The 17,069-nt window shown below is 68.8% G+C and carries 19 protein-coding genes and 1 tRNA gene; 15 read left to right on the top strand and 5 right to left on the bottom strand.

Features of this window, described 5'->3' with window-relative positions; genetic code table 11:
* Both JOE67_RS00300 and JOE67_RS00305 read left to right on the top strand, forming a co-directional pair.
* Positions 1-480, top strand: a complete 480-nt coding sequence (locus tag JOE67_RS00300; RefSeq protein ID WP_204973593.1) for a MaoC family dehydratase — start codon at positions 1-3, stop codon at positions 478-480.
* Positions 477-1,280, top strand: a complete 804-nt coding sequence (locus tag JOE67_RS00305; RefSeq protein ID WP_204973594.1) for an HpcH/HpaI aldolase/citrate lyase family protein — start codon at positions 477-479, stop codon at positions 1,278-1,280. The genes JOE67_RS00300 and JOE67_RS00305 overlap by 4 nt, the downstream gene beginning before the upstream one ends.
* Positions 1,281-1,292: 12 nt before the next feature.
* On the opposite strand, the gene JOE67_RS00310 is transcribed toward JOE67_RS00305, so the two are convergent.
* Both JOE67_RS00310 and JOE67_RS00315 read right to left on the bottom strand, forming a co-directional pair.
* Positions 1,293-1,880, bottom strand: coding sequence for a histidine phosphatase family protein (locus tag JOE67_RS00310; protein ID WP_204973595.1), 588 nt, complete (start codon positions 1,878-1,880; stop codon positions 1,293-1,295).
* 23 nt (positions 1,881-1,903) lie between these two features.
* Positions 1,904-2,752 (bottom strand): Sir2 family NAD-dependent protein deacetylase, encoded by an 849-nt coding sequence (locus JOE67_RS00315; RefSeq protein WP_204973596.1) that lies wholly within the window; start codon positions 2,750-2,752, stop codon positions 1,904-1,906.
* A 61-nt stretch (positions 2,753-2,813) separates the two neighbouring features.
* Here JOE67_RS00315 and JOE67_RS00320 point away from each other — a divergent pair, with 61 nt between their 5' ends.
* The gene (locus tag JOE67_RS00320) at positions 2,814-3,623 is read left to right on the top strand and encodes a TrmH family RNA methyltransferase (RefSeq protein WP_204973597.1); all 810 of its coding nucleotides are present in this window, start codon (positions 2,814-2,816) and stop codon (positions 3,621-3,623) included.
* Between the two features lie 19 nt (positions 3,624-3,642).
* Here JOE67_RS00320 and JOE67_RS00325 read toward each other — a convergent pair whose 3' ends face one another.
* Positions 3,643-4,470, bottom strand: a complete 828-nt coding sequence (locus JOE67_RS00325; protein WP_204973598.1) for an SGNH/GDSL hydrolase family protein — start codon at positions 4,468-4,470, stop codon at positions 3,643-3,645.
* Between the two features lie 105 nt (positions 4,471-4,575).
* Between JOE67_RS00325 and JOE67_RS00330 the strand changes: the two genes are divergently transcribed.
* The 4 genes from JOE67_RS00330 (at position 4,576) to JOE67_RS00345 (ending at position 8,817) form a co-directional block, all read left to right on the top strand.
* Positions 4,576-6,318 carry a DEAD/DEAH box helicase gene (locus JOE67_RS00330; protein WP_204973599.1) on the top strand — a complete coding sequence of 581 codons (1,743 nt, stop codon included), beginning with the start codon at positions 4,576-4,578 and terminating at the stop codon, positions 6,316-6,318.
* A 127-nt stretch (positions 6,319-6,445) separates the two neighbouring features.
* On the top strand, positions 6,446-7,531 hold the full coding sequence (locus JOE67_RS00335) for a VIT1/CCC1 transporter family protein (protein WP_204973600.1): 1,086 nt from the start codon (positions 6,446-6,448) through the stop codon (positions 7,529-7,531).
* Between the two features lie 92 nt (positions 7,532-7,623).
* Positions 7,624-8,079 carry an SRPBCC family protein gene (locus JOE67_RS00340; RefSeq protein WP_204973601.1) on the top strand — a complete coding sequence of 152 codons (456 nt, stop codon included), beginning with the start codon at positions 7,624-7,626 and terminating at the stop codon, positions 8,077-8,079.
* Positions 8,080-8,085: 6 nt separating this feature from the next.
* Positions 8,086-8,817, top strand: coding sequence for a glycosyltransferase family A protein (locus JOE67_RS00345; RefSeq protein ID WP_204973602.1), 732 nt, complete (start codon positions 8,086-8,088; stop codon positions 8,815-8,817).
* Positions 8,818-8,857: 40 nt separating this feature from the next.
* Here JOE67_RS00345 and JOE67_RS00350 read toward each other — a convergent pair.
* A tRNA-Leu gene (locus tag JOE67_RS00350) sits at positions 8,858-8,942 on the bottom strand.
* A gap of 111 nt (positions 8,943-9,053) precedes the next feature.
* Here JOE67_RS00350 and JOE67_RS00355 point away from each other — a divergent pair.
* Entirely contained in the window at positions 9,054-10,349 is a 1,296-nt protein-coding gene (locus JOE67_RS00355) for a M20/M25/M40 family metallo-hydrolase (protein WP_204973603.1), read from the top strand.
* Between the two features lie 52 nt (positions 10,350-10,401).
* On the top strand, positions 10,402-11,232 hold the full coding sequence (locus JOE67_RS00360) for an undecaprenyl-diphosphate phosphatase (protein WP_204973604.1): 831 nt from the start codon (positions 10,402-10,404) through the stop codon (positions 11,230-11,232).
* Between the two features lie 22 nt (positions 11,233-11,254).
* On the opposite strand, the gene JOE67_RS00365 is transcribed toward JOE67_RS00360, so the two are convergent.
* Complete coding sequence (locus tag JOE67_RS00365; protein ID WP_204973605.1) at positions 11,255-12,100, bottom strand: PAC2 family protein; 846 nt, start codon at positions 12,098-12,100, stop codon at positions 11,255-11,257.
* A gap of 77 nt (positions 12,101-12,177) precedes the next feature.
* Between JOE67_RS00365 and JOE67_RS00370 the strand changes: the two genes are divergently transcribed.
* From JOE67_RS00370 to tatA, 6 genes are read left to right on the top strand one after another with little or no spacing between them, the layout of a single operon-like run.
* Complete coding sequence (locus JOE67_RS00370; RefSeq protein ID WP_420827623.1) at positions 12,178-12,864, top strand: HAD family hydrolase; 687 nt, start codon at positions 12,178-12,180, stop codon at positions 12,862-12,864.
* The gene (locus JOE67_RS00375; RefSeq protein WP_204973607.1) at positions 12,861-13,871 is read left to right on the top strand and encodes a tRNA (adenine-N1)-methyltransferase; all 1,011 of its coding nucleotides are present in this window, start codon (positions 12,861-12,863) and stop codon (positions 13,869-13,871) included. Before JOE67_RS00370 ends, JOE67_RS00375 begins: the two co-directional genes overlap by 4 nt.
* A gap of 10 nt (positions 13,872-13,881) precedes the next feature.
* Positions 13,882-14,790, top strand: coding sequence for a hypothetical protein (locus JOE67_RS00380; protein WP_204973608.1), 909 nt, complete (start codon positions 13,882-13,884; stop codon positions 14,788-14,790).
* A gap of 53 nt (positions 14,791-14,843) precedes the next feature.
* A complete protein-coding gene (locus JOE67_RS00385) occupies positions 14,844-15,794 on the top strand; it encodes a helix-turn-helix transcriptional regulator (RefSeq protein WP_204976524.1) in 951 nt (316 codons plus the stop codon).
* Entirely contained in the window at positions 15,791-16,786 is a 996-nt protein-coding gene (locus tag JOE67_RS00390) for a helix-turn-helix transcriptional regulator (RefSeq protein ID WP_204973609.1), read from the top strand. The genes JOE67_RS00385 and JOE67_RS00390 overlap by 4 nt, the downstream gene beginning before the upstream one ends.
* Positions 16,787-16,812: 26 nt before the next feature.
* Entirely contained in the window at positions 16,813-17,046 is a 234-nt protein-coding gene (gene tatA / locus JOE67_RS00395) for a Sec-independent protein translocase subunit TatA (RefSeq protein WP_204973610.1), read from the top strand.
* The last annotated feature ends 23 nt before the right edge of the window (positions 17,047-17,069 follow it).

Here is a 17,069-nt window from a genome sequence, read left to right on the forward strand (position 1 = left end):
ATGACCGACATCGTCCAGCGCGGGCTCTACTTCGAGGAGTTCGAGGTCGGCGCGCGCTATCTGCACCGCCCGGGGCGCACCGCGACCGAAGCCGACAACGTGCTGTTCACCACCCTCACGATGAACACGCAGGCGCTGCACCTCGACGCCGCGTTCGCGGGCGATCAGCAGCCGTTCGGACAGCGCCTGATGAACTCGATGTGGACCCTGTCGACGATGGTCGGGGCATCGGTCGCGCAGCTGACCCAGGGCACATTGGTCGCGCAGCTCGGACTCGGCGACATCTCGTTTCCGCACCCGCTGTTCCATGGCGACACGCTGTACACCGAGAGCATGATCGTCGACAAGCGCCTCTCGTCCTCTCGTCCCGGTCAGGGCATCTGCACGATCGAGCACACGGGTCGCAATCAGGACGGGGTGATCGTGGCGAAGGCGACTCGAACCGCGCTGATGCGCTGTCTTCCGGAGGGCGAGCGATGACTCTCGGCATGGGCCCGGCGCTGCTGTTCTGTCCGGCTGATCGACCGGAGCGCTTCTCAGGGGCGCTGCAGAAGGCGGATGCCGTGATCCTGGATCTCGAGGATGCGGTGCTTCCGGATGCCAAGGCTGCCGCTCGTGAGAACGTCATCGCGGCCGATCTGGATCCGTCCCGGGTGATCGTGCGGGTGAACGCGCCTGAGACGGCCGAGTTCGCGCTCGATGTCGACGCCGTGCGTCGCACTCCGTTCCGCACCGTGATGGTCGCGAAGAGCGAGGACCCGATGGCGTTCGACTCGTTCGGGGCGGAGTTCCGTCTGATCGCGCTCTGCGAGACCGCGCGAGGCGTGCACCGGGCCGGTGACATCGCCGCCCACGAGCGGACCGCGGGGCTGATGTGGGGTGCAGAGGACCTGGTGGCGTCGCTGGGTGGCACGTCGAGCCGGTTCGCCGACGGGCGCTACCGCGACGTCGCACGCGCGGCTCGTGCACAGGTTCTGCTGGCTGCCGGAGCATACGGCCGCACGGCGGTGGACGCCGTGCACCTCGACATCGACGATCTGGATGGGCTGGCTGCGGAGGCCGCCGACGCGGCGGCATCCGGATTCGGCGCGACCGCCTGCATCCATCCGAAGCAGGTCGCCGTCATCCGCGACGCGTACCGGCCGGACGAGGCCACGCTCTCATGGGCTCGCGCGGTGCTCGCCGCAGCCGAGGGGGAGCGGGGCGTGTTCCGCCACGACGGGCGCATGATCGACGAGCCGGTGCTGCGGCACGCCAGAGCTGTTCTCAGTCGAGGGTGAGCCGGCCGGCGGTCAGAGGACGACCGCCTCTTCGAGCAGGCGCAGCGTATCTGGCGATGCCTCGAAGCGATGCAGGGATCCGTTGCCGAGCACGCTGCCGAGTGCAGGCAGCGTTCCGCCTGAGGCGTGGTCGATGAGCGAGCGGATCACTCCGCCGTGGGTCACGACGATCACCGATTCAGCGGTCGGAGCCGAACGGCGGCGGGCGTCGCGTGCGATGCGGTGCAGTGCAGCCATGGCGCGGACGCACACATCCTCGAGCGACTCCGCTCCCGGCACCTCGCCGTGCCAGTCACCGTAGGCCTCGATGTAGTCCTTGACGAGCATCCCCTCGCCGACGCCGAACTCTCGTTCCCGCATGTCCGGAACGAGAGTGGGAGCCGCGAGACCCAGTTCGTCCGCGATGATCTCGGCGGTCTCCCTCGCTCGCTTGAGCGGGCTCGCGTAGATGGCATGGTGCTGGGTGCGGCCGAGCTTGTGCGCCGCGTATCGAGCGTCGTCCCTGCCGGTCTCGTTCAGGGGGATGTCGGTCGTGCCCTGGATGCGGCGGGCGAGGTTCCAGTCGGTCTGGCCATGGCGTACGAGTGTCAGCAGGGTCACCTCTCGAGCCTACGGGAGGCGGCTCAGAGGACGCCGAGCCGGGAGGCCAGCGCCGTGAGCACCTCGGTCGTCCCTCCCGTGATCACCTCGTCTGCCCACACATCGGCCCTGGTGGGCTCGTGGTTGACGATGACGATGGGCATGTCGCGGCGCCGTGCGCGCTCGATCACGCGGATGCCGGAATTGACCGTCAGCGACGTCCCGGCGACGACGAGTGCGCTCGACGCGTGCACGAGCGATTCGGCGAGCGCGAAGCGCGCGACGGGGACGAACTCCCCGAAGTACACGACGTCCGGCTTGAGCATCCCGCCGCAGATCTCGCACGTCGGAATGACGAAGCCCTCGGTGCTCTCCGGCGACACGTCGCCGTCGGGATTGAGCACGATGTTCTCCGGGACGAGGATCCACGGGTTGAGCGCCTCGATGAGCTCGGCGATCGCCCGCCGATCGTAGACCTGACCGCAGTGCAGGCACAGCGTGCGGTGCATCGTGCCGTGCAGTTCGACCACCCGCCGGCTGCCGGCCCGCAGGTGGAGACCGTCGACGTTCTGCGTGACGACGCCCGTTGACGCGCCCGATCGTTCGAGAGCCGCGAGCGCGAGATGCCCGCCGTTCGGATCGGGCGCAGTGAACGCGCGGTAGCCGAGATGGCCGCCGAGCCAGTACCGGCGCCGCGCCGCCTCGTCCGACAGATAGGTCTGAATCGTCATGGGCTTCGATCGGGGCGGCGCACCTGCGCCGCGATACGCCGGGATGCCCGAGTCGGTCGAGATTCCGGCCCCGGTGAGCACGGCGAATCGACGGGACTGCAGCAGATCCGCGGCACGATCGATCGCGTCGGAGATCGTGTCCGAGGATTCGAGCGACTGCACCTCGGAAGTCTAAGCGCGTCTGACGGGCTCCGGGGCCGTCGCGGCCTGACAGCATGGAGGCATGCAGCTGCACGTCCTCACCGACCCACACGATCCGGTGCTCGATGACTACCGTTCTCTCACCGACACGGCGCTGCGTCGCGTGCGCGAGCCGGCGGGTGGGCTGTACATCGCCGAATCGGCGAAGGTGATCGAGCGTGCTCTGCAGGCCGGGCACAGGCCACGGTCGGTTCTGACGCAGCAGAAGTGGACGGATGCCGTCGCCGCGCTCGTCGGAGATCGTGACGTGCCGGTGTACGTCGTCGCCGATGACGTCGCCGAACGACTCACCGGGTTCGCGGTGCACCGCGGCGTGATGGCGGCCATGCACCGTCCTGATCCGGCATCCGTGGCGGAGGTGCTGTCGATGATCGACGGGAGCCGTCCGCGGATCGCGATCCTCGAGGGCCTCACCGATCACACCAACGTCGGTGCGATCTTCCGGTCGGCGGCTGCTCTGGGCGTCGATGCCGTGCTGATCACCCCCACCTGCGCGGACCCCCTCTACCGGCGGTCGGTGCGCGTGTCGATGGGCGCGGTGTTCCAGGTGCCGTGGACACGGATCGAGAGCTGGCCCCAGGAGATCGACACGCTGCGGGCGGCGGGCTATGCGGTCGCAGGAATGACGCTGGGGGAGGCCGCCATCGCCCTGGACGATCTGGTGGCCGAGTCGCCCGAGCGGCTCGCACTGGTGTTCGGAACGGAAGGCGACGGCATCCTGCCCGACACCGACCGGATGCTGGATCGTCGAGTGACCATCCCGATGATGGGCGGTGTCGACTCGCTCAACGTCGCCGCGGCATCGGCGGTCGCGTTCTACGCGACGCGCTGACCGTCGCCGTCCGGGGCGCTCAGCCGATGTCGCCGCGCAGGAAGGGGCCCGCATCGGGGCGCTTCGCAGCGATGTGATCACCGGATGACTGGTGCCGAAGGCGGCGCAGCACCCACGGCACGAGGTGCTCTCGCGCCCAGCCGATGTCCTCGGTGCGCGCTTCACGCCAGGTGCGCACGGGGATGGGGTCGGGTTGCATCGCCTGCAGCGAGTTCGGCACGTTCAGCGCGCGCAGCACCATGCGCGCCACTTCGTGGTGACCAAGAGCGTTCAGGTGCAGCCGGTCGTCGGCGAAGAACCGGGTGTCCTGGATGACTTTGAGAGCCCACTGGTCGGCGACGATGCAGTCGTGGCGGTCGGCGATGGCCCGCACGTTCTCGTTGTAGATGGCGACCTTGCCGCGGAAGGCACGGAACACGGGCGTGAAGTTCGTGTCGATGCCGGTGAACAGCACAACCGCTGCACCCGTGGACGCGAGCCGTGCCACGGCGTCCTCGAGCTGGGCGGCGATGTCGTCGGGGTCGGTGCGCGGGCGGATCACATCGTTGCCGCCCGCGCAGATCGAGACGAGGTCCGGCTTGAGCGCCACCGCCGGCTCGATCTGCTCGGCGACGATCTGGCGGATGAGCTTGCCTCGCACGGCCAGGTTGGCATAGGCGAAGTCGTCGACGTCCTTCGACAGCACCTCGGCCACCCGGTCGGCCCAGCCGCGGTGACCGCCGGGCGCGGCCTCGTCGGGGTCGCCGATGCCTTCGGTGAACGAATCGCCGACGGCGACGAACCGGCGCCACGGGTGGGGCCCCTCGTTGGCGATGTACGGTGTGCGCGACGAATCCTGGTCGACCATCGTCTCTCCTTCGGCAGGCGCGCCTCGGGGTGCCCGGGCACAGCATCCGAGCCTACCCCCGGGCCTAGAAGCGAACTGTCGGCGGGCTGGATTATCGTAGACGGGATGCTCTCTCCGTCCTTCCCTCAGCGCGCCCCGTGGGGTACCGCAGACAAGCTGAGGGCCTGGCAGAGAGAGGCTCTCGAGCAGTACTTCCAGGCCGACCAGCGCGACTTTCTCGTCGCGGCGACCCCCGGTGCAGGAAAGACGACATTCGCCCTGACGCTCGCCGTCGAGCTCCTGCGTATGGGCGAGGTCAACCGGGTCATCGTCGTGGCCCCCACCGAGCACCTCAAGACCCAGTGGGCCGATGCCGCCGCACGCGTGCACATCCGTCTCGACCCGCACTTCAAGAACAGCCACTGGGCGCCCGCGCGGCACTATCACGGCGTGGTCGTGACATACGCGCAGGTCGCGGCGAAGTCATCACTGCACCGCCACCTCACCGAGGACGCGAAGACGCTGGTCATCCTCGACGAGGTGCATCACGGCGGCGACGCGCTCAGCTGGGGTGACGCGATCCGCGATGCGTACGGTCCTGCCAAGCGGCGCCTGCTGCTGTCGGGAACGCCGTTCCGCAGCGACACCGCACCCATCCCGTTCGTCGAGTACCTGCCGGACGAGTCGGGTGCGCGCATTTCGAGCACCGACTACGCCTACGGATATGGGCGGGCGCTCGAAGACGGCGTCGTCAGGCCGGTGCTCTTCCACATGTACTCCGGCAAGATGCGCTGGCGCACGAGTGCGGGCGACGAGCTGGAAGCGCATCTCGGGCAGGACAACACGAAGGATGTCACCTCGCAGGCCTGGCGCACAGCGCTGGACCCGGAAGGGGAGTGGATGCCGGCTGTGCTGCGCGCAGCCGACCGCCGGCTCTCCGAGATCCGCCACCACGTGCCCGACGCCGGCGGCCTGGTGCTCGCCACCGATCAGACAGTGGCGCGCGCGTACGCGAAGATCCTGCACAGCATCACGGGGCAGCAGCCCACCGTCGTGCTCAGCGACGACGCCTCGGCCTCGGAGCGGATCGAGAAGTTCAGCGCGGACGACCGGCGATGGATGGTCGCGGTGCGGATGGTGTCGGAGGGCGTCGACGTGCCCCGTCTCGCGGTCGGCGTGTACGCGACCTCGTCGTCGACCCCCCTGTTCTTCGCTCAGGCCATCGGCCGCTTCGTGCGCGCCCGGCGTCGCGGCGAGGCCGCGAGCGTGTTCCTGCCCAACGTCCCGGTGCTGATGACTCTCGCGAACGAGATGGAGAAGCAGCGCGACCACGCGCTGGATCGCCAGACGAAGGACGACGACGGGCTCGAGGACTCGCTGCTGGAGAGCGCGAACCGAGAGGACGACGCGTCGGATGCCCTGACGCAGGAGTTCAGCTATCAGGCGATCTCGTCGCTCGCGCACTTCGACCGGGTGGTGTTCGACGGCAAGGACTTCGGGCAGCTCGCCGAGCCGGGCACTCCCGAAGAGGAGGAGTTCATCGGCTTTCCCGGCCTGCTCGAGCCTGAGCACGTGCACGACCTCCTGATGCAGCGTCAGGCTCGGCAGAGCAAGCTGCGTCAGGCACGCGAAGCGACCGCGCCTCCCGAGCAGGAGTCGACCCTCCCGGCGCCGCTGCACCGCACGCTCCGTGAGCAGCGGCAGCTGCTGAACAGCCTGGTCGGGCTCTACGCCCGGCAGAGCGGCGAGCCGCACGGTGCCGTGCATGCCGAGCTGCGCCGAGTCTGCGGCGGTCCTGCCGTCGCACAGGCAACGGTCACGCAGCTGCAGTCGCGCATCGACGTGCTGCGCAAGCGCGTGCGCTCCTGAGGGTGTTCGCGCATCGCCGGACCCAGGGCAGTTCGGGAATCCGAAATCCTGTCAATCGCTGATCTGACGCGGTTCCGGCGCTCCGTGATCGATACCGTTGACTGGTCACCCACAGCACGGAGGATGCATGAACGCGCCCGCACAGCCCACTGCCGCCGATCGCCGGCAGTGGGCCCGCTACCTGGTCGAAGAGCGCGCTGAGGGCGCCGTGTACGCGAACCTCGCTGCTCGCCGCGAGGGCGAAGAGCGCGAGATCCTGCTGTCTCTGGCCGAGGCCGAGCGCCGCCACGAGCAGCACTGGCTCGATCTGCTCGGTGAAGAGCCGCAGCGCCTGCCGAAGGCCGGCCTCCGATCACGGATGCTGGGCTGGATGGCGTCCCGCTTCGGATCGATCTTCGTGCTCGCTCTCGCCCAGAGCGCCGAGGCCAGGTCGCCGTACGACACCGAGAGATTCGCCACCCCTGCGATGCGCGCCGATGAGAAAGTGCACCACGAGGTGGTGCGAGGTCTCGCGGCGCGCGGTCGCCGACGCCTGTCGGGCTCCTTCCGCGCCGCGGTGTTCGGCGCGAACGACGGACTGGTGTCGAATCTCGCGCTCGTGCTCGGCATCGGCGCCACCGGCGTCAGCGGCGGGTTCGTGCTGTTCAGCGGCATCGCGGGCCTGCTGGCCGGGGCCCTGTCGATGGGGGCCGGCGAGTTCGTGTCCGTGCGGTCGCAGCGGGAGCTGCTGGCGTCGACCGAGGAGAACAACGACGCGGATGCCACTGCAGCCGATCTCGACATCGACGCCAATGAGCTCGCACTCGTCTACCGAGCTCGCGGTATGGCGGAGGACGAGTCGCTCGCACGTGCGCAGCGCGTCGTCGAGGCTGCCCGGGCGGGCATCCGGCGCGACGCCACCGGCCCGATCGGCATCCACACCGACCACGACGTCGTCGGCAGCGACTGGTCAGCGGCGATCTCCAGCTTCCTGCTCTTCTCGTCAGGAGCGATCGTGCCCGTGCTGCCGTGGATCTTCGGCCTGAGCGGCTCCTCGGCGATCGTCCTGGCCCTCGTGCTGGTCGGCATCGCACTGCTCACAACGGGGGCGATGGTCGGCATCCTCTCCGGCGGGCCGCCGCTGAGGCGGGCCCTTCGCCAGCTCGCGATCGGAGTGGGGGCAGCAGCCGTCACGTACGTCCTGGGTCTCGTCTTCGGTGTCGGAGCGGTCTGAGTCGACTCCCGCGCAGGGCCACGTCAACCCCCTCCCGCGATGGGATGCGATGCGGCTGACTGGGATCTCCATCCAGAAGCGAGGAGTTGAAGATGCCCCAGATCATCGAGACCGTCGACGTGAACGTCCCCGTGAGCGTCGCGTACAACCAGTGGACGCAGTTCGAGAGCTTCCCGCACTTCCTCGACGAGGTCGTCTCGATCACGCAGATCGACGACACCCACAACCACTGGGTCGTCAAAGTCGGCGGTGCCGAGCGCGAGTTCGATGCCGAGATCACCGAGCAGCACCCCGACGAGCGCGTCGCGTGGCGCAGCATCGGCGGCGAGACCGAGCACGCAGGCGTGGTCACCTTCCACAAGCTCGACGAGACCACCACTCGCGTCACCGCGCAGATCGACTGGGATCCGCAGGGACTGCTCGAGAAGGTCGGCGCTCTCGTCGGTGCGGGTTCCCACGCCGTGAAGAAGGACCTCGACAACTTCAAGGAGTTCATCGAGGGCCGCGGCAGCGCGACCGGCGCGTGGCGCGGCGACGTCGAAGCCTGAGCATCATTGCGCATCTCGGTCGTCATCCCGGTGCGGGATGACGCGGCACCGCTCGAGCGCTGTCTCACGGCTCTGCGTGAGCAGACCCGTGCACCCGACGAGGTGATCGTCGTCGACAATGCATCTTCGGATGCGTCGGCGGCGATCGCCATGTCCGGGGGAGCGCGGGTGGTGCGCTGCATGGAGATCGGCATCCCCCCGGCTGCGGCGGCCGGCTACGACGCCGCCGTCGGCGATCTGATCCTCCGCCTCGATGCCGACTGCGTGCCACCGCCGACGTGGGTGCGTGACGCCGAGACGCAGTTCCTGCGGTCGCCGGATCTGCTCAGCGCCACGGGCCCAGCCCGTTTCACCGACGGACCGCGCGCCCTGCGGTGGACCTCTGCCGTGTATCTGGGCGGCTACGGACTCGCCGCAGGAGCAGCTCTCGGGCACCGGCCGCTGTTCGGCTCGAACCTGGCGATGCGGACCGACGCGTGGCGCTCGGTCCGCTCAGAGGTGCACCGTCATCACACCGAGACCCACGACGATCTAGACCTGTCGTACCACCTCGGTGGTCTGGGAAGACCCGGCCGACTGCGCGGTGCGCCGATGGGCATCTCCATGCGACCGCTCTGGCCAGGACGCGGGTTTCGTCGTCGCGTTCGGCGAGGTTTCGACACCGTCGTGCTGCACTGGCCGGACGACTTCCCGCCGTGGCGGTGGCGACGCCTGCGCGCACGAAGATTCGCTGACTGAGACAAGAAGGCCCCGGATCCTGGGATCCGGGGCCTGTCTGTGCGCGAGGGGGGACTTGAACCCCCACGCCCTATTCGGGCACTAGCACCTCAAGCTAGCGCGTCTACCTATTCCGCCACCCGCGCAGGTGATGAAATGTTCGTTGCCGAACGAAGAATGACTCTAGCACGCCGTGGTGAGGTGTTCGAACCAGCGCGACGCCCGGGCGTGGCACGACCGTTGGGTAGCCTGGGGTCATGCCCGACACTGAGCTGCCCGAGGTCGTCCGCATCGCTCGCGATCTGATCCGCATCGACACGTCGAATTACGGTGGGGGTCGAGCGAACGGCGAGCGGGAGGCGGCTGAGTACGTCGGCGCGTACCTCCAGCAGCTCGGCCTCGCGCCGGAGTACTACGAGCCGATCGACCGGCGCACCAACGTCATGGCCCGCGTGGCCGGGCGTGATCCCGACCGGCCGGCTCTGGTCGTGCACGGGCACCTCGACGTGGTGCCCGCGATCGCCGGCGACTGGAGCGTCGACCCGTTCGAGGGCCTCGTGCGCGACGGGTTGCTGTGGGGCCGCGGCGCCGTGGACATGAAGAACATGAACGCCATGATCCTCACCGCCGTCGCCGACATCCTGCGCGCGGGAGAGCAGCCAGAGCGCGATCTGATCCTCACGTTCTTCGCCGATGAGGAGAACGGCGGCGTGGAGGGCTCTGCGCTCGTCGTGCAGAACAAGCCGGAATGGTTCGCGGGCGCGACTGAGGCGATCAGCGAGGTGGGCGGGTACTCGATCACCGTCGACGATCGCCGCGCGTATCTGCTGCAGGTGGGGGAGAAGGCGATGCTGTGGCTGCGCCTGGTCGCGAAGGGACGGGCGGGGCATGGCAGTCGCTACCACGACGAGAACGCCGTTACTCGGCTGGCCGAGGCGGTCGCGGCGATCGGCCGCACGCGCTGGCCGATCCGGCTCACCCCGACCACCGAGTCCCTGCTGCAGGGGCTGAGCGACCTCACGGGTCGTCCTGTCGAGGATCCGGATGCCCTGGCCGCCGCTGCAGGACCCGCTGAGGCGTTCCTGCGTTCGACGTTCCGCACCACGGCGAACCCGACAGTGCTCACCGCCGGATACAAGCACAACGTGATCCCCGAGACCGCCGAGGCGCTCATCGACGTGCGTGTGATCCCCGGCACGGAGGACGACGTCCTCGCCGAGCTGCAGCGCATCGTCGGAGACGACATCGAGATCCAGACCGTCGTGCGCGACATCGGCATGGAGACCCCGTTCGAGGGCGACCTGGTCGATGCGATGGTCTCCGCGCTCGGTCGTCACGACCCGGGCATCCCGGTCATCCCGTACCTTCTCGGGGCCGGCACCGACAACAAGGCTCTGGCCTCGATCGGCATCACGGGCTATGGATTCGCTCCTCTCCGCCTGCCGGCCGACCTCGATTTCACAGGGATGTTCCACGGAGTCGACGAGCGCGTGCCCGTAGAATCGCTTGTCTTCGGCCAGCGCGTGCTGGCCGATCTGCTGCGCAGCTGCTGATCAGCATCGCCCTGCGCGCCACGCCTACGAAGCCTCTGTCAGAAAGCGACGCATGAACCTGCTCGAAGCGCTCATCCTCGGCATCGTGCAGGGACTCACCGAGTTCCTGCCGATCTCATCCAGTGCGCACCTGCGCATCCTCGGTACCTTCCTGCCCTCTGGGGAAGACCCGGGGGCCGCGTTCACCGCCATCACGCAGATCGGCACCGAGGCGGCCGTGGTGGTGTTCTTCTGGCGCGACATCGTGCGCATCATCGCGCAGTGGTTCCGCTCGCTGACCGGCAAGGCTCCCCGGAACGACCCGGACGCCCGAATGGGCTGGCTGATCATCCTCGGAAGCATCCCGATCGTGCTGCTGGGTCTGCTGTTCCAGGATCAGATCGAGACGGTGTTCCGCTCGCTGTGGGTCGTCGCCGTGATGCTGATCGTGTTCGGCGTGCTGCTCGGCATCGCCGACTACGTCGGCGCGAAGCGCCGCAAGCTCGACCAGCTCACCTACGGCCACGGCGCGGCGTTCGGTGTGGCCCAGGCGCTCGCGCTCGTGCCGGGCGTGTCCCGCTCAGGCGGCACGATCACCATGGGGCTCTTCCTCGGCTACGAGCGGGCGGCAGCAGCTCGGTATGCGTTCCTGCTGGCGATCCCGGCCGTCTTCGGCAGCGGGTTCTATCAGTTGATCAAGCACGGGGGAGATGCGGATCAGCACTTCGGGCTGGGCGAGACGCTCGCCGCCACCGGCATCGCTTTCGTCGTCGCACTCGGTGTGATCGCGTTCTTCATGAACTGGATCTCGAAGCGCAGCTTCCTGCCGTTCGTGATCTACCGCGTGCTCCTCGGAGTCGCGATCATCATACTGCTGGCGACAGGCGTCATCCCCGCCGTCTGATTCGCGAGGCCTTCGGGCGCAGTCAGCGCTTGTCGGGGCCGTCGCCCCGTCGGCGCAGGTAGCGTTCGAAGGCCTGAGCGATGGCGTCGCCGGAGGCGTCAGGGGAGTCCCACGTGTCGCGCGTGCGCTCGAGCTGGCGGATGTACTCGGCCATGTCCTCGTCTTCCGCGGCTGCCGCATCGATGGATGCCTCCCAGGCGGCCGCCTCGGTCCGCAGGTGCTCGCGCGCCGGCCCCACGCCCGTGAGCTCCTCGAGACGGTCGAGCAGCGCGAGGGTCGCCTTGGGTGACGGCGATGCGGTCGCGACGTAGTGCGGCACGCTGGCCCACAGGCTGGCTGCAGGGATCTCGGCCTGGCTGAAGAACTGGTCGAAGACGCTGAGGATCCCGACAGGGCCTTCGTAGGTCGACTTCTCGAGGCCGTGCGCCTCGCGTACACGCTCGTCCTGACTCGTCGCGAACACCGAGATCGGCCGGGTGTGCGGCACGTCCGAGAGCATCGCGCCGATCGTGACCAGACCGGTGACGTCGTCGCGCAGGGCGACGTCGACGAACTCGTTCACGAACGCCTGCCAGGCGCGTGCCGGCTCCGATCCCGTCAGAAGCCAGAGCTCCGGTCCGGCGACGGCCGGACGAACCGGGCGCCAGAGCGCGGCCTGCGGCCAGCGCAGCTCACGCGCGCCTTCCGCGTTCAGCCTGCTCGACGGCCGGGTGTACTGATAGTCGAAGTACAACTCGGGGTCGGCAGCGTGCACCTGTTCGTATTCACCTGCCGCACGCAGAGCCGCGATGGCGCCGCTCGCCGCTTCGCCGGCATCGTTCCAGCCGTCGAACGCGGCGACGATGATGCGAGAGCCGAGGACGTCCATCCCTCTCCTTCCGGGAGCCGAGCCGATCCCTCCAGGCTAGACCTCAGGGCCGGGTCAGGGGCGGCGACCCGGCTAGCATGGGTGCAATGAGCAGAAAGCCCCGCGCAGTCCTGTGGGACATGGACGGAACCCTCGTCAACACCGAGCCGTATTGGATGGCGGTCGAGACGGAGCTGGTGGAGTCCTACGGCGGCACCTGGACTCACGATGATGCTTTGGGGCTCATCGGCAGCAACCTGCTCGAGAGCGGACGGGTGCTGCAGCAGGCCGGTGTCGACCGCGAACCGGCCGAGATCGTCGACCTGCTCACCGACCGCGTCGCCGAGCGCCTGCGCACCCAGGGTGTCCCGTTCCGCCCTGGCGCGCGAGAGCTGCTCGCCGACCTGCGCGCCCAGAGCATCCCGACTGCGCTGGTGACCATGTCTCTGCGTCGGATGGCGCTCGATGTCGTGGCCCGGATCGACTTCACCGCGTTCGACCTGGTGGTCGCCGGCGACGACGTCGAACGCGGCAAGCCGTTCCCCGACCCCTACCTCACCGCCGCCGCCAGCCTCGGCATCGACATCGCCGACGCCGTCGTGATCGAGGACTCGCCGACCGGCGTCACCTCGGGCGTGGCATCCGGCGCGGTCACGCTGGGCGTGCCTCACATCGTCTCGCTCGACGGTTTCGGCGCCGACGAGCTCTGGCCCACGCTCGAAGGTCGCACCGCGGCCGACATCATCGACCTGCACACCCGTCTCGCGAAGGAGGGCGCCCGATGAGCGCCGTACGCCCCAGCGGTCCCTTCCGCGAAGGAGACCGCGTTCAGCTCACCGGCCCGAAGGGCCGCCTGCACACCATCACACTGCGTGCCGACGGCGAGCTGCACACTCACCACGGCGTGCTCAGGCATGCCGACCTGATCGGACAGCCCGACGGGTCTGTCGCCACGAACAGCTCGGGCCACGACTATCTGGCGCTGCGCCCGCTGCTGCGCGACTTCGCGATGTCGATGCCGCGCGGCGCGGCCATCGTCTACCCCAAGGACGCGGCGCAGATCGTGATGCAGGCAGATATCTTCCCCGGCGCCGTGGTCGTCGAGGCAGGCGTCGGATCAGGGGCGCTCTCGCTCGCCCTGCTGCGCGCGATAGGCCACGACGGCAGCCTCACCTCGTTCGAGCGGCGAGAGGACTTCGCCGAGGTCGCGAAGGCCAACGTCGAGACCTTCTTCGGCGAGACGCCGCAGACCTGGGAGGTCGTCGTCGGCGATCTGGCGGAAGAGCTGGGCTCCGTGCACCAGCCGGGCACCGTCGACCGAGTGGTGCTCGACATGCTCGCCCCGTGGGAGTGCATGGACGCCGTGGCTGAGGCGCTCACGCCCGGTGGCGTCGTGATCTGCTACATCGCGACTGCGACCCAGCTGTCGCGCGTCGCCGAGTACATCCGCAACACGGGGCTGTTCACCGACCCCGACGCCTCCGAGACCATGGTGCGCGGCTGGCACGTCGAAGGCCTCGCGGTGCGTCCCGACCACCGCATGGTCGCCCACACCGGATTCCTGCTCACCGCCCGCAGGCTGGCACCAGGCGCGGTTCCCCCTGAGGTGCGCCGACGCGCATCCAAGACGAGCTACGGCGACGAGGACGTCGAGCTCTGGACTCCCGGTGCCGTCGGAGATCGGCAGATCACCGACAAGAACCTGCGCAAGCGGGTGCGCGAGGCGCAGAAGGCGGCTGGCGGCGCGCGGGTTGCCGCCGCGTCGCGCGAGGGTGAGCAGGCATCCGAATAGACTGGGGCGCGTGCGTAAAACGACCGCTGCCCTCTCGGCTCTCGCCCTCACCGCAATCGCTCTGACCGGCTGCTCGGCCGCGACGCCGGCCTTCGACGGCTCCGCGTGCGACCGCGACAGCTCAGCCGCGCTGGAGGCCTCGGTGAAGGTGACAGGCGAGTTCGGCTCACCAGAGGTGAGCGTGGAGACGCCCGTGCGGTCAGGAGACCTCTCCTACGCTGACCTCATCGTCGGCGACGGCCGTGCCATCACCGACGGTCGCCAGGAGGCGATCCTCGCTCGTGTACTGGTGAACGGCACGACGGGGGAGCCGATCGACGCTCAGCTGCGGCTCTGGAGCCCGGAATCCGCAGGCGCCGAGCTGCCCGGTGTGGACAAGGCGCTGGAATGTGCGACCGCCGGAAGCCGCATCGTGGTCGCGATCCCCGGGTCCGACCTGCCGGAGGGCGTGGCCGATCAGATCGGCCTCGACGCGAAGGGAAACCTGCTCGCGGTCTACGACGTGCATTACGCCACTCTCGACAAGGCCGACGGCTCCGACGTGTTCAACGACGCGCCTGGTCTGCCGTCGGTCGTGCGGGCCCCCGACGGACGCCCCGGCGTCATCATCCCTGACACCGCGGCTCCGAAGAAGGCCGTGACCGAGACGCTGCTCCGGGGCGAGCACGAGAAGGTGGGCGACGGCACCGCCCTGATCCGGTCGACCTCGGTCGGATGGAGCGACCGCACGGTCGAGCAGACCACGTGGGACGGAACACTCACCGGCACCGACGGACTTTCGGCCGAAGTGGCTGACGCGGTCTCGAAGGCGCGAGTCGGCTCGCAGCTCATGATCGTCGTGCCGTCGGAGGCCGGCGACGCCACCGTTCACGTCGTCGACGTCCTCGGCGTCGTACCCGAGGAGCTGACGGCGCAGTGACAGCCGCCCGCATACCGGCCGAGGAGCGCCTGACGAACCTCGTCGTGGCGCTGATGGCCACGGAGATCGGGCTCACGAAGCAGCAGATCATCGAGAACGTCTCCGGCTATAGGCAGCGGGTCGAGGCTGGCGCCAAGACCGATGCGCTGGAGAAGATGTTCGAGCGCGACAAAGACGAGCTGCGCTCCCTCGGCGTGCCGATCGAGACCATCGGCGACCCCACCGACCCTCAGGATCTCCGCGAGGCGCGCTATCGCATCCCGCAGGCGGATTACGATCTGCCGGCCGACATCGACTTCACTCCCGCGGAGCTGGCCGTCCTCCGCCTCGCGGGCAGCGTCTGGAGCACCGAGTCGGTCTCGCTCGACGCACGCTCGGGTGTCCGCAAGATCCGCGCGCTGGGCATCGACGGCGATGAGCCGATCATCGGCTTCGCGCCGCGCATCGCGGCTCGCGATGCCGCGTTCCCTGCCCTTCAGGAAGGGATCGAGCGCAATCGCGTTGTCGTCTTCGAGTACCTGAAGCCGGGGGAGACGGCGCCGACGCGTCGACGCGTGCGGCCGCTCGCCCAGGTCGAGTACGAAGCGCGCTGGCACCTGTTCGGCATCGACATCGACATCGACGCAGAACGCACCTTCCTGCTCAGCCGCATCGTCGGAGACGTCAAGGTGACTGCTCAGACGTTCGACGTGGCGCTGCGCGAGGGGGCCGCGGATCGGGCTCTCGCAGGACTCGAGCACGTGGCCGCATCGCAGAGCGCCCTGCTCGAGGTGACGCCGGGCACCGAGGCCGCGCTGCGGCTCGGGCGCCGAGCCACACCGCAGGCGCAGGGGATCGCGGTCGGCTATGTCGACCGGCACATCTTCGCCGACGAGCTCGCGTCTTACGGTCCTGAGGTGCGCGTCGTCTCACCTGCCGACCTGCGAGACGCGGTGATCGAGCGCCTCAGGGCGATCGTCGACCAGCACTCGGCCGATCGCCGGGCAGAGGGGAGCAGGTCATGAGCACCTCTGGCGCGCCGCTGCTCGCCGCTGACCGCGTACGGCTCTACCTCACCCTCGTGCCCTACCTGCTCGAGCGCGGACAGGTCACGCTCGACGAGGCTGCCGCCGACTTCGGCGTGACTCCCGAAGCGCTGCGCAGGATGGTCGAGAAGCTGACGGTCATAGGCCTGCCAGGCGACTCGGGTTACTGGCAGCTCCCGCAGGAGATGTTCGACATCGACTGGGACCTGCTCGACGAGCACGACATCATCGAGATCACCAACGACGTCGCGCTTCGGCGCGTTCCGCGGCTGACCGCGCGGGAGGCTGCAGCGCTGCTCGCGGGTCTGCAGATGGTCGCTTCGGTGCCGGCGGTCGCCGAGTCGGGTCTCGTCGCCGGTCTCATGGCGAAGCTCTCGCGGGGCTCCGCAGGTGCACCTCCCGATCTGATCGTGGCCCCTGCCGCCGTCACCGAGGTGCAGCGTGTCGTGTCGCAGGCCCTGCATGACGGGGTGGCCGTGTCCTTCCGCTATCAGGCGCCGGATGCGCAGCCAACGACGCGTACTGTCGACCCCGCGCAGATCCGCATCGACAACGGTCAGTGGTATCTGCAGGGCTGGTGCCATCTGCGCACCGCCATGCGCACGTTCCACCTCGACCGGGTGAGCGACCCGCGCCTCACCGACATTCCCATCACGCACGCCGACGCCACGGTCCCGACCGAGTTCGGCGACGGCGACGGCCCCGCAGGCGAGGTGACGGTCCGGATTCCCGAGCGGCTGGCTCCGATGATCGGGGCGTTCCGCCAGGAGGAGATCGATCGCGCCGACGGGCTCGTCACCCTCCGCATCCGGATGGCCGACCCCCGCGGGATCAAGCGGATCGCCGCACGATTCGGTGGAGCGCTGGAAGTCCTTGACCCCACTCTGGCCCGTACGACCACCCGTGATTGGGCGGCTGCAGGACTCGACCTGTACACGACACCTGGGTCGCATCCCGTCCGGGTAGACTGATCGCACCCTCGATTTAGGAGCTCCACATGTTTGCTGGCCTCAACGGATGGCACCTGGTTATCCTCCTCGTCGTCATCCTTCTTCTCTTCGGTGCGGCGAAGCTGCCGGCGCTGGCCAAGAGCATGGGTCAGTCGGCCCGCGTCTTCAAGGGCGAGATGAAGGCCATGCGCGAAGAAGACGCCGCTGACCCGACGAAGAAGAAGGACACCGCGACCGACGTCGACCCCGAATCGCCCGCCGGTCCTGATCGCACTGTCTGATCAGCGTGGCTGCGGTAGATTCT

The organism is Microbacterium esteraromaticum, assembly GCF_016907315.1.
Classification (GTDB): domain Bacteria; phylum Actinomycetota; class Actinomycetes; order Actinomycetales; family Microbacteriaceae; genus Microbacterium; species Microbacterium esteraromaticum.

What these genes read in the sequence shown, in the direction of transcription:
- JOE67_RS00365 (WP_204973605.1), bottom strand. Translation starts at nt 12,100, where the DNA reads ATGGACGTCCTCGGCTCTCGCATCATCGTCGCCGCGTTCGACGGCTGG.
- JOE67_RS00340 (WP_204973601.1), top strand. Translation starts at nt 7,624, where the DNA reads ATGCCCCAGATCATCGAGACCGTCGACGTGAACGTCCCCGTGAGCGTC.
- JOE67_RS00355 (WP_204973603.1), top strand. Translation starts at nt 9,054, where the DNA reads ATGCCCGACACTGAGCTGCCCGAGGTCGTCCGCATCGCTCGCGATCTG.
- JOE67_RS00360 (WP_204973604.1), top strand. Translation starts at nt 10,402, where the DNA reads ATGAACCTGCTCGAAGCGCTCATCCTCGGCATCGTGCAGGGACTCACC.
- tatA (WP_204973610.1), top strand. Translation starts at nt 16,813, where the DNA reads ATGTTTGCTGGCCTCAACGGATGGCACCTGGTTATCCTCCTCGTCGTC.
- JOE67_RS00375 (WP_204973607.1), top strand. Translation starts at nt 12,861, where the DNA reads ATGAGCGCCGTACGCCCCAGCGGTCCCTTCCGCGAAGGAGACCGCGTT.
- JOE67_RS00320 (WP_204973597.1), top strand. Translation starts at nt 2,814, where the DNA reads ATGCAGCTGCACGTCCTCACCGACCCACACGATCCGGTGCTCGATGAC.
- JOE67_RS00325 (WP_204973598.1), bottom strand. Translation starts at nt 4,470, where the DNA reads ATGGTCGACCAGGATTCGTCGCGCACACCGTACATCGCCAACGAGGGG.
- JOE67_RS00370 (WP_420827623.1), top strand. Translation starts at nt 12,178, where the DNA reads ATGGGTGCAATGAGCAGAAAGCCCCGCGCAGTCCTGTGGGACATGGAC.
- JOE67_RS00390 (WP_204973609.1), top strand. Translation starts at nt 15,791, where the DNA reads ATGAGCACCTCTGGCGCGCCGCTGCTCGCCGCTGACCGCGTACGGCTC.
- JOE67_RS00305 (WP_204973594.1), top strand. Translation starts at nt 477, where the DNA reads ATGACTCTCGGCATGGGCCCGGCGCTGCTGTTCTGTCCGGCTGATCGA.
- JOE67_RS00385 (WP_204976524.1), top strand. Translation starts at nt 14,844, where the DNA reads ATGGCCACGGAGATCGGGCTCACGAAGCAGCAGATCATCGAGAACGTC.
- JOE67_RS00335 (WP_204973600.1), top strand. Translation starts at nt 6,446, where the DNA reads ATGAACGCGCCCGCACAGCCCACTGCCGCCGATCGCCGGCAGTGGGCC.
- JOE67_RS00300 (WP_204973593.1), top strand. Translation starts at nt 1, where the DNA reads ATGACCGACATCGTCCAGCGCGGGCTCTACTTCGAGGAGTTCGAGGTC.
- JOE67_RS00330 (WP_204973599.1), top strand. Translation starts at nt 4,576, where the DNA reads ATGCTCTCTCCGTCCTTCCCTCAGCGCGCCCCGTGGGGTACCGCAGAC.